At 48.1% G+C, this 11,517-nt stretch carries 12 protein-coding genes; 1 reads left to right on the forward strand and 11 read right to left on the reverse strand.

What is annotated here, in order from left to right; translation table 11 throughout:
* Window positions 1–21 precede the first annotated feature (21 nt).
* The 11 genes from GGC63_RS05175 to GGC63_RS05225 all read right to left on the reverse strand — a co-directional run bounded on the left by GGC63_RS05175 (window position 22) and on the right by GGC63_RS05225 (window position 10,875).
* Window positions 22–906 (reverse strand): carbohydrate ABC transporter permease, encoded by an 885-nt coding sequence (locus GGC63_RS05175; RefSeq protein WP_192701329.1) that lies wholly within the window; start codon window positions 904–906, stop codon window positions 22–24.
* 14 nt (window positions 907–920) lie between these two features.
* Window positions 921–1,856, reverse strand: coding sequence for an ABC transporter permease (locus tag GGC63_RS05180; protein ID WP_192701441.1), 936 nt, complete (start codon window positions 1,854–1,856; stop codon window positions 921–923).
* A gap of 456 nt (window positions 1,857–2,312) precedes the next feature.
* Window positions 2,313–3,083: an ABC transporter permease gene (locus tag GGC63_RS05185; RefSeq protein ID WP_192701330.1), complete on the reverse strand. Its 771-nt coding sequence runs from the start codon at window positions 3,081–3,083 to the stop codon at window positions 2,313–2,315.
* On the reverse strand, window positions 3,076–4,059 hold the full coding sequence (locus GGC63_RS05190) for an ABC transporter ATP-binding protein (protein WP_192701331.1): 984 nt from the start codon (window positions 4,057–4,059) through the stop codon (window positions 3,076–3,078). The genes GGC63_RS05185 and GGC63_RS05190 overlap by 8 nt, the downstream gene beginning before the upstream one ends.
* Before the next feature lie 122 nt (window positions 4,060–4,181).
* On the reverse strand, window positions 4,182–4,988 hold the full coding sequence (locus GGC63_RS05195) for a uroporphyrinogen-III synthase (protein WP_192701332.1): 807 nt from the start codon (window positions 4,986–4,988) through the stop codon (window positions 4,182–4,184).
* 783 nt (window positions 4,989–5,771) lie between these two features.
* The gene (locus GGC63_RS05200) at window positions 5,772–5,969 is read right to left on the reverse strand and encodes an S-layer homology domain-containing protein (RefSeq protein ID WP_192701333.1); all 198 of its coding nucleotides are present in this window, start codon (window positions 5,967–5,969) and stop codon (window positions 5,772–5,774) included.
* 142 nt (window positions 5,970–6,111) lie between these two features.
* A complete protein-coding gene (locus GGC63_RS05205) occupies window positions 6,112–6,756 on the reverse strand; it encodes a hypothetical protein (RefSeq protein ID WP_192701334.1) in 645 nt (214 codons plus the stop codon).
* A 148-nt stretch (window positions 6,757–6,904) separates the two neighbouring features.
* Entirely contained in the window at window positions 6,905–8,236 is a 1,332-nt protein-coding gene (locus GGC63_RS05210) for a hypothetical protein (protein WP_192701335.1), read from the reverse strand.
* Between the two features lie 391 nt (window positions 8,237–8,627).
* Complete coding sequence (locus GGC63_RS05215) at window positions 8,628–9,710, reverse strand: DctP family TRAP transporter solute-binding subunit (RefSeq protein ID WP_192701336.1); 1,083 nt, start codon at window positions 9,708–9,710, stop codon at window positions 8,628–8,630.
* Window positions 9,711–9,758: 48 nt separating this feature from the next.
* Window positions 9,759–10,568, reverse strand: a complete 810-nt coding sequence (locus tag GGC63_RS05220) for a YitT family protein (RefSeq protein ID WP_377739822.1) — start codon at window positions 10,566–10,568, stop codon at window positions 9,759–9,761.
* 13 nt (window positions 10,569–10,581) lie between these two features.
* A complete protein-coding gene (locus GGC63_RS05225) occupies window positions 10,582–10,875 on the reverse strand; it encodes a hypothetical protein (RefSeq protein WP_144028076.1) in 294 nt (97 codons plus the stop codon).
* A gap of 149 nt (window positions 10,876–11,024) precedes the next feature.
* Between GGC63_RS05225 and GGC63_RS05230 the strand changes: the two genes are divergently transcribed.
* Window positions 11,025–11,438 (forward strand): hypothetical protein, encoded by a 414-nt coding sequence (locus GGC63_RS05230; protein ID WP_192701337.1) that lies wholly within the window; start codon window positions 11,025–11,027, stop codon window positions 11,436–11,438.
* The last annotated feature ends 79 nt before the right edge of the window (window positions 11,439–11,517 follow it).

Below are 11,517 nucleotides of genomic sequence, written 5' to 3' on the forward strand. Positions count from 1 at the left end.
AAAGCCTTGGTTGATATGTAGTCACCCTTTAAGCGCACCGATCATAATGCCTTTTACAAAATATTTTTGCAGAAACGGGTACAGCAGCAGGATCGGCAAATTCGCCACGACGACAACGGCATATTTGACTGCCTCCTGATCCATGATCGTTTTGGCGTGCGAGCTGTCCCCTACATTGACCATGTGCTCCATTTCACCTTGAACGAGAATTTCCCTGAGAAGCAGCTGCAGCGGATACAAGCTGCGATCCGTCAAATAGATCATGGCATTAAAGTACGCATTCCAGTGCCCGACCGCATAAAAGAGCACCATAACCGCCATAATGGGCATCGACAAGGGCAGCACGATCCGCCACAGCGTCTTCCAGTCCGAGCATCCGTCAATAGACGCGGCCTCCAGAATTTCTCCAGGAATGCTACTCTGGAAAAAGGTGCGCATAATGATGATGTTCCAAACGGAGACGGCCCCCGGAATGATCAGCCCCCACATGGAATTCAGCATTCCGAGCTGCTTGACCAGCATATAGGAGGGGATTAAACCGCCGCTGAAAAACATCGTAAAGACAAGCATCGCCGTGATGACGTTGCGTCCGTAAAAGCTTCTTTGCGAGAGCGGATAGGCCGCCATAATCGTCATGACGAGATTGATAGAGGTGCCTGCAGCCGTGTAAATGATCGTATTCAAATAGCTTCGAAGCAAATCCTGGTTTTCCAGCACCTTCTGATAACCGACGAAGCTCAGGTCCTTCGGCCACAGCCACATCTCCCCGTTCAATACGGTCTCGGGATTACTGATCGAGGCGCTGAGCACAAATACAAGCGGATACAACACCACAACGGTGACTGCGGCTAACAATGCGTAAACGAACGCTTCGAACCACTTGTCTCCCAGACTGTTAGTTGCCATGAGGCTCCTCCCTTTCACCATAAGCTGGCCTGATTCACTGCCTTAGCGATCCGGTTCACGGTCAGCAGCAGGATAAAGTTGACAACGGAGTTGAACAGTCCCACCGCCGCAGCGAAGCTGTATTGCGAGCCAAGCAGCCCGCTACGGTATACATAGGTAGAAATCACATCCGAGCTTTCGTTATTGAGCGAATTTTGCATCAGGAACACCTTCTCGAATCCGACCCCCATCAAGCTGCCGATGTTCAGGATCAGCAGAATGACGACCGTCGGCATAATGCCGGGCAGATTAATGTGCCAAATGCGCTGCAGCCGCGTTGCCCCGTCGACCTTGGCGGCTTCATGGAGCCCGGGATCAATGCCGGCGAGAGCCGCCAAATAGATGATCGAGCTCCAGCCCATTTGCTGCCACACACCGGATAAGACATAGACCGTTTTGAACCATTCGGGCTTGGTCATGAAGGATATCGGCTCGCCGCCGAAGGCTTGGATCATCGTATTGACGATACCGCTGGTCGGAGACAGGAACATGATGACGAGACCGACAAGCACGACGGTAGACAGGAAGTGCGGCGCATAGGTAACCGTCTGCACCCATCTTTTAAACCCGCTGTGCCGCACCTCATTAATCAGCAAAGCAAGCACGATCGGCACCGGAAACCCGACGGCCAGCTCGTATAAGCTAATGCCGAGCGTATTTTTCAGCAGCCGCCAGAAGAAGTAGCTGTCGAAAAATCGGAGAAAATGCTTAAATCCGACCCAAGGACTGCCTCCGATCCCTTTGGTAGCTATAAAATCCTTGAAAGCGATCTGTACTCCGTACATAGGAAAATAGTGAAATACGATGAAATAGACCAGCACCGGCGCGATAAGCAAATAGAGCTGCCAATGGCGGATGATCGCCTTAAGCGCCCTGCTCCGATGCTTATGTTTGCTTGCCGCCGTACCCAGTACCCGGGTTGGTTGTACATGTTCCAAGCCTCTTCCCCCTTTTGCCAAAAAACCGTTCACCGTTGGGATAAGCAAATAAGACCCTGGGAAATCAAAAGTAAACAAGCTGTTTTCGTACGAAAACGCTGCGCCGGTTTCCTTTTGGGTTTTCTCAGAGTCTCCACCCAATCGTTTGTTTTATGAAAATTTGAAATGATTGTCCAAGATGAGAATCTCGCTTCCTGACGATTCCCTTTGGAATCCGTTACGCCTTGTTCTCATTCCCTGTAGTTCAAGCTTACCTCCGGATCGTTATCGGAATATTAGGCCCGTGTTAATAAACGGTAAAGATAGGGATCAGATGGGTAGGATGGCCGCTGAGGAAATCGGTTTAAGGGGAAAAGAAAAAACAGCCAGGGCGTTTACGCTTCAAGAGCGCTGTTGCCTAGCTGCTTTAAACGATATTATGGAGTCGAGCTAACCCGCCACGTCCCTTTTGGTAAACAGGAGCCAGGACACGGCATAGAACAATAGCCAGTAAAGAATAAGCATGGTAACGGAAAACCCCAGCGTCATACCGGCAACCGGAGGCTTGCCCCCCAGCAGATAAGGCGATAAGTTCGTATTCGCGAATAGGATGTATTTGACCCAGGTATATTTGAACTGGGCGAGCACCATCACGATCGTATCGGCCGTAGGCATTAAGCAGATGGATAACCCGATAGCAAGCGAGCTGCTGCGGAAGGCGGCCGAAATCATGAATGCCAGCGTCACGTACATGAGCTGGTCAATCCACTTGATGCCGTAGGCCTGCATAATGCGCGGGAAGGACTCCGCATCGGATGCGGCTCCGCCCAAGCCGAAAAACAGCAGGCCGACAAAATAGGAGATGATGAGCAAAAACAGCGTAAAGGCGGTTAATGCAAGCACTACGGATACGTACTTGGCAGCCAAAATTTTGCTTCTCGTCGCCGGACGGATAAGCAAGAGCTTAATGGTCCCCCATGTAAATTCGGAAGCGACAATATCTCCCGCGATAATAATCGAAAACAGGAACACCAGCCAGCTTAAGCCCGTGGACATCACCAGGAAAGAGAATGCATGATCTATTCCGCTCTCAATGACATATTTGAGCATAAGCGCCATCGATACGACGGAAATCAGAATGATTCCGAGCATGATCCACGTGCGAAGCCGGCTGTATATTTTCATTTGCTCGTTTTGGACGAGATTCAAAAAATTAGACAATCTGATTCCCCCTTGTTACCTCCAGGAACTGTTCCTCCAGAGATTTGTTCTGGGTACGGATTCCGTACACGCGAATCCCTGCGGAGACCAGACGCTCATTGAGCTTGGCAATCTCCTCCCGGCTGCCGAGCTGTACCGTCAAGCTCCCGTCCGTCTTGGCAGAAGCTCCTTCTTCGGCACCGCCGTTCTCAGACGGTGAGGCTGCATACGGTTGTACGTGCCCTTCTCCTAACAGATCGGATGCCGCTCTTGCCGCCTCCTCCGGACGGTCAACCTCCAGCACCACTTCCAGCATGCCGGGCCCCGATGGTGCCTCCTTGAAGGACCGGACATCCAGCAGCCTTCCGTTCTGAATGATAGCGACCCGGTCGCACATCAGCTCCATCTCCGACAGCAGGTGGCTCGATACGATAATGGCGATGCCTTCCTTCTGCGACAGCTGGCGCAAATAATCCCGCAGCTCCCTTATGCCTTCAGGATCGAGGCCGTTCGTCGGCTCATCCAAAATCAATACGGAGGGACGGTGCAGAATGGCTTGGGCTACGCCCAAACGCTGCCGCATCCCGAGCGAATAGGTTTTCACCTTGTCATGAATTCGGTGCTCCAGCTTAACCAGCGAAATCACTTCCTGCAGCCGCTCTTCCGTAATTCCCGGAATCATCCGGGCAAAATGCTGCAGGTTCTGGTAGCCGGTCATAAACTTATAAAATTCCGGATTTTCTACAATAGCGCCAATATGCATCATCGCCTCTTCAAAACGGCTTTTGATGCTGAGGCCTTTGATCAGCACCTCCCCGACAGACAGGGACATCAGTCCGACCATCATCCGAATGGTCGTTGTTTTGCCTGCCCCGTTAGGCCCGAGAAAGCCGAACACTTCTCCCGGAAGGACATCAAACGATAAATGGTCGACAATCGTCTTCGAGCCGATTCGTTTGGTTACATCTCGAAGCTGCACTACAGGAATGGTATTCATTAGGCCTCCAAAAGAAAAAAAGAATGGCCGCACATGGCGGAGTCAAGGCAAAAAAGGCATGGTCACTTTGTAGGAAAAGTATACCATACCCTTTAGTTTTGACCAAACCATGCGATGCAATACTATTCCTGCTCGTAATACTGCGCCAGCGCGACCATCATGCTGCCCATTCTCTCTTCCTCCGGCGCCACGACCCGCTCGATCCCCTCATCACGAAGCGCTTCCGCCGTTACCTTCCCGACGGCTACGGCTACCGTATTCTCCCGGAAGGCCTCAAGGATCGACTCCTCCAGCCCCTCTTCCCGAGCGTAGCGCATCAGGAAGCGAACTTGCGGGGTGCTTGTGAAGGTCACCGCATCCACCTCTCCTCTTACGATCTCGGTGAGAAGCGTATCCACCACACCCAGTTCAGGGGGAACGTGCAAATAAGGCAGGATTTCATAATATACGGCTCCCTGCTCCCCGAGCCAATGGACCAGCTGCGGAGCATGATCGCCGTACAGCTGAAGCGCTACGCGCTGCCCTTGCATGGGATACGGCTGAAGCGCCCGGACGATTCCTCTCGTCGTTCCGTCGTCATCCCGAACCTTGGGTGTCAGGCCGAGCGTTTTTAAGTATTTTACCGTTTTATAGCCGCGGGCGGCGATATTCGTTTGACGCAGACAGTCCAAGAATGCATCAGCCACACCGATGCTTTCGGCCGTTTGGTACAACAGCTCCGTACCGGCTCCGGTGGTAAAAATAACCCAGTCGCTGCCTTCCTCCAGCAATTTCTTTAACTGGGCTCCGACCTTCTCCTGCTCGAGCGCTACTGTGCCTTGCGCCGGACGTACCAGCGGAACGCCTCCCATCTTCTCGACGATCACGCTCATTTCCGCGGCCTTTCTCGGCCCGGTGATCGCTATCCGTTTCCCTTCCAACCTGCGCATCTCTTCTCTCCCTGTTCTATCTATTATTGCGTTATTTCATATCGAATTAGTTGTACTATATCGCAGAAGTTCGTTATTTACAACCAAAACCTGCTTATCAAATCAATAAGCAAAGCTTATGTTATGTTTTAGACTGAGCCTGGAAATTGAAACAGCGCCAGCCCAAGGACGAGAAAATAAAGTCCTAGACTGTCGCTATTTTATTGAAGTTCACCGTTAGTTCAGCAAGCTGGGCAGACATAGCCGCTACCTACTAAGCTATTTTCTAGCACTACTAATAAATGACAAAACAAAGCCAAGAGTAACTGGAGTGACTATTATAATAAAATACTCTTTGTTCTTTGTCGTGAACTCGATGAATTAACCCATCCAGAATGCAAAATATCGATTGAGATTTATCTGCAAAGTTCACGGCTACAGAATCTGTTCTTAGTAATTCGTAGCACACGTTCAATAAAGCTTTCTCCGGTTTGAAAAGCATTTGTCCATACATAAAAGAAAGGATCGATATCATACAGCTCTTGTCCATATTCTTTAGCTAAGCCTATATCAAGCAAATATTGGATCGAATCATCCATGTTATAGTTTTTTCCAGTAACATTTGAAATAAGCTACAACCATTCCCCTGTTTAGATAAACGTAACTTGTATGCCCTCCTAACGATGACGGTGCTACAACATGCCATCCCATTTTACTGGCATATTATTTATATGAGGTTGACCAATCATTAGGATCAAATTCTTGTATAAAATCGCTCGGTTGGAAAGTTCGGATAAGCATACCTCAAAATTCAACTTGTTCTACAATTTGATTTGGTTTAAACGTTCCATCCGGGTATCCATCAACTACTTGATTATTAATCCCCCATTGGATATTGGCATATCCCCAAAAATTAGTTGGTTTTGCAGGATTTAGATTCACACTAATAATATAGACAGACTCAGCGTCGTGATCGATAAAATTTTTTTTAAAATTAAGCATTCTTACACTCCTCTTAGCGCTTTGTTATTTTAGAAAGGCTGTGTTAAACTCTAATGTTGATTTTTAGCATAAGAATACCGCCTTTGTAAAAAGGCGGTTAATTGGGCTATCGTTTAACGATAGCGTAACAAATTACGTTTAGTCACTTTAAAGATAACTTGAATATCAAAGCCCATTTGGCGTTTTTCAATCCCTCCGGAGTTAAATCAATGCTTGCCCACCCATTCTTATCTGTGGACTGCATCCCCCATACTGCAACCTCATCATTTTCAGAGACATCCAGACTTTCATTTAACTGGATAGTACTGCTTCCCGTATTTTTAATATCCCGATCGATGTATGTAGTCCCTGATGCCGTACCGTTTTTATTCGCAAAGGCTGTTGTGATCTCATACAGGGGTATACCGCCTTCAATCGAAACGGTCTTAATTGATGCGATAAATTCACCTTCATAGTTATTTGTCTTATCCTCTGAATCCTGCATTGAGATGCCAATGGAACTGTATGTCTTCGTTTTCGTTCCGTTTTCCCAAAGTTCGATTTTTGCAGCAATATCATCTTTGTTTCCGCTGTACTTTAATTTCACCGCACCCGACATCGTCCCAAGAAAAGGTTGAAACTTCCTTGCATCCCCGGCAAATAAATCGATTGGCTCTACGTGCAGCAAAGCTGTATTTTCACCTTGTTTTGTTGTAGCAGATTCCTGTTGGTTGGATCCATCCTTTGCGCATGCACAAAGCATTATAGCAGTAATAAGTATCAAACCAATGAGATTAAGCTTCTGCAAAGTAATCCCCCTTCTTTTAAGTCCCCAAATTCCACTATTCTCAAAAAAGATTTGTCGCTGTCTCTATTGATATTCCACTCTCGTTCTCACTACCTCGACATAAAGCGGTCCTTTTGAAGCAGGCGTCTGTAATTCTGTTAACTTACTTTTATTTTTCAGTATCGGAAGCCTCATAAAGCTCATAATCCCAATAGGTTCGGCTTTCATTTTTCGTTACATTCGTCACTTTGTTAACGCTCACCTGGTAAAGGTCGTTCCGATACCCTTCGACGTACGATGAGTACGAGGCTTGCCCTTCAATTTCACTACCGTAGAGCTTGCTGAAGTTAAGCTTCGTGTTCAAAGAGAAAGTGCTTGATACAGGTGAGTGTACCTTGATAATTAGTGTCCCTTCTTCCGTCCGTGGATAGCCGAAATGAGGTACTTCGATCTCAGAACCCTGAAAAAGGTCATTCACCGTCCGTATCTCCCCTCCAGGCGTGATTAGCAATAGATTCCATCGGTTGCCGACTACCCAATGGCTTCCATCCGCGTTGTCCCATGACCGCTGTATCATTGAAAATGGTAGCTCAGTAGCGGTTCCATCATGGATCAGATAGCACATCGAATAACCATTTGAACCATGAAATCGGTCCTTGACCGGTATATCGACGCTAATTTCAAGCCACAGCAATGTCAATTTTCCGCTTAATTTGTGCGTCATCCCGTGGTAAGAAACACCATTATTGACGGCATTCGGATATGCCTCAAACAATTCTTTATTTTCATCCAAATACTTTTTGATTGATGTAAGCCGTGCATCCTGAAAATAAAGAACATCCTCCTTTTGCTTCAGTTCGGCCTCACCATCAAATCCCCACAGCGACTGCGTCTGCTTCTCAAACAATTTACCTACCGTTTCTGCACGAATCCATTGCGGTGGTTCCTTCAACGATTTGGCGATTTTTAAATATCCGGGCGCGTCGTGCTTATACATATAATTCCGGATGTATAGGTAATTTTCATCGTCATACTCGATTCTGTCGAATATGCGGTTCTGCTCCTTCGTTATCGTCAAACCGTCAGGCTCCTTCCACTCCAGGTTCATATGGAACAGATCGTGTGCAAAATGCCAGGTCATCGGGAAATAAGTAATATCGCGAAACTGCAGCAAAGGAAACGGTTCCGATGCATTATCTATCATCTGCCCATACACGGAAACGGGAAAGGAAACTAACGATGCTGTATATTGTGTACCTGGACGGTTGGTAGCCGAGTTGTCTTGGCTCCATTTTATTTTTCCTGGTATTCCTTGTTCGTAGCCAGGTACGATAGATAGCCCGTTCTGATCGTCCCATGAGTAAGCAAGCCCTAGAGCCCGCGTTGCACTCCAGGTTAATGGGAAGTAAGTAATGTCCTTGAATGTAATCAAGGGGTAAGTGTTGTGTTCCTGAACGATGGGCACCCCGTCCAACGTTACTGGAAACACCGGTATGCTCACCTTTACCTCCCCCACCCTCGCTTGAACTTGAACCTCAAGCAAAAACGTTCCAAACAGTAGTGCCAAAAGGCTAGCCATAAAAACAAATCGTCGCACCCCAGTCACCTCATTCCATACATTGTAATTGACGGTATGTTAGACGCCGTGTATAGATCATTTGTTTCATCGACATAACGCTTTCTATGTAAAATAATTGTAAATCAGCCACCGCACTTAAAATCTTTATTCAGTTATACCGCGGCAAAAAGAGGCTCCCATTGATCTAGAGCCTCTATCTTTTTTCCTCGATGCCTTGTCTTTGATGCTGTTTCAGACACTTTGCAGAAACTCCAAAAAAGCCAGCCGGCAGAGCGGTCTGACTTTTTTCGAGCATCCAGCACAAGGGCTGAACCTATGAAGCTACCGGCGCCGGAGCATATTCGCTGTATTTTTGCTGGAGCTTCCTGATCTTCTTGATGAGCTCTGTCCCGATATAAGATTCATACTGGGTATAGATCGGCTCCCATGCGTCCATCCACTCTTTGCGCTCCTCCAGGCTCAACGTGTATATCTGTATCCGGGATTCGTTCCTGATCTCCTCAAGCTGCTTTTGATTCATTAGAATGGCGTTCTGGTTGGCCCATTCCGTCGTCTCCTCCATCGCCTCCTGAATCTGCTGCTGTATGTCGGCGGGGAGCTTCTTCCAGAATGTCCGGTTCATCAGGACGGCATAGCCGAGATAGCCATGATTGCTGATCGTCAAATACTTTTGAACCTGGTAAAACTTTTTCGTGTAAATATTGGAGATCGAATTTTCGCCACCATCCACAGTGCCGTTCTCGAGATTACGGTACACTTGATTAAACGGCATCTCTGTCGTCCGCATATCAAACAAACGAAATTCTGCGTCCAACAGCTTGCTGCGCATCGTCCGAAAATGCTGACCTCTCAGGTCCGACGGATGAACGATCGGCCCGATATTACTTGTAAGCTGCTTGAATCCGTTGCCCCAAAACGCCATGCCCACCATGTTAACACGCTCCAGCTGTCCGAACAGCGTCGATCCGATCTCCCCCTGAAAGGCTTCCTGCACCGCTTCATTGGTTGGAAAAGCGAAGGGCAAATCGAGAGCCATCCACGATGGCAGCAATTCCGACAGGTTCGGGAAGGACGGAGCGATCATCTGTACGCTGCCCTGCTGCAGCGCATCGATCTCATCCACCTCCGAATAAAGCACCCCGTTCGGATAAACCTCTACCTTGACACGATCGTTTGTCTTCTCCTTCACCAGTCTTGCAAATTCCTGAGCAGCCAGCCCCTTGGGGGTATTCTCCGCGACGACATGGCTGAACTTGATCACAAGCTGCGTATCGAACCCTTCCTGCTCATCATCATAGGCAGCCGGCGCTTGCGACAGCATAGGGTAAAACCCTATCAGCACCGCCGCAGCCATTCCCGCGGCAACCATCAGCGCGATACTCCAATAGGATCTCATGGTGCGACTCCTTGCTTCCCGTTTTAGATACGATAGACCGCTGCTTCGCTAGTGAATATCCTTTTTCTTAAACCGTCCGCCCTTGACGTCATGGATATTGCCGATGGCTAAGAACGCGTTCTGGTCATGGTCCTCTACGATCGATTTCAGCTTGGCTTCCTCCAGCCGGGTAATAATGCAGAAGATGACCTTCTTTTCCCCGCCGGAAAATCCGCCTTCCCCGTTTAAATAGGTTACGCCCCGGCCCAGACGGCTGAGCAGCGCATCCCCGATAGCCTTGTAATTATCGCTGATGATCCAAACCGATTTGGATTCGTCAAAGCCTTCAATGGTGATGTCGATCATTTTATAAGCAATATAATAAGCGATCAAAGAGTACATGGCATGATCCCAGCCGAACACGAAGCCTGCGCTGCCGAGAATAAACAGGTTGAAGAACATGACGACCTCGCCTACGGAAAATGGAGTTTTCTTGTTGAGGAGAATTGCGACGATTTCCGTGCCATCGAGAGAGCCGCCGGAACGGATTACCATCCCTACGCCTATCCCGACGATAATGCCGCCGAACACTGCCGCAAGCAGCGGATCAATAGTAAGCGGTGGCACAGGATGAAGCAGCCATGTCCCGACGGACATGAAGAATACGCTGATCAAAGTGGAAATTGCGAAGGTTTTTCCGATTTGCTTATAGCCTAGAAACAAAAACGGCATGTTAACCAGCAGTAAAAAGACACCAAGCGGAATTCCCGTAAGATGGGACAAAATAATCGATATCCCTACGACACCGCCGTCAATAATATTATTCGGCACTAAAAATATTTCTAGTCCTACAGAAACTAAGGCTGCCCCCAGGAGCATGAAAAAAGCTCTTCTAATTAGTTGGAGCCGAGTGGCCCTGGAGTGATGCGGAAGTGTGGGCTCCGATTGACTTTTTTGCACAACGTTCGCTGACATTTCCTCTTCCCCCTTCGATTAGTTGGTCGGTTAAATCGAACTCAACCGCAAGCTCCCAAATAATCATGTCTGTTGCTGCAAGCTGACCGCGGATAAATTCCTTTGACTGTTCAAGCTCATGGAGCTCCAACTGCCTTATCAGCGCTTGCTTGCGCACGAGCAACCGATCAAGATAATGTTCGATTTTGGACTTGCGGTATGTTTCCGCCATAACGATGTTACCCCTCCCGGTAAGAATGATTGTTTCTTCACACTATAATTGTATTCATTTGTATACAAAAAATCAAAAAAATCAGCAAATAAATGAACTGCCAAGTTTAGGGACAACCTAATTTCATCAAATGAAAGGGGCTGTAACCGTTGAAACCATCCCGTTTTTATGCCATAAAAAGTTGTCTTTGTGTTCTGCTCTGCTTCCTGGTAATGTTCCAGCTATCAGCCTGCGGAGGCAAGAGCAAAAGCAGCTCGGGAGGAAAAGGACAGCAAAAGGCACAGAGCACCCAGCAGCAAAAGCCGGTCGATTCCGCGCTGCGCGAGCAGATGAACATGTATAAGCAAATCAAGCAGCATGAGTATGAGGAAGCGGAAAAAATCAGAAAGGCGGACAAAGAGCAGCTCAAAAAGCTGCAGAAATCGCGGCAGCAATCCGGTACCTCGAAGGAGAAAGAAAAGGAGAAGGGCGGAAAATCCGGAGAAGAAGGCGAAGGAAAATCTGGAGGGAAGTCGGGAGGAAAATCAGGCGGCAGCTCCGGAGGCAGCCAAGGCAGCAAGTAATGGGATGCCCTTCTGCCACTCTTGAATGACCTGTTCACCTATCCGATCCTAAAGGACACGGGTTTCTCAATCCTCCTTC

This window comes from Paenibacillus sp. OAS669 (assembly GCF_014873645.1).
GTDB lineage: Bacteria > Bacillota > Bacilli > Paenibacillales > NBRC-103111 > Paenibacillus_S > Paenibacillus_S vulneris.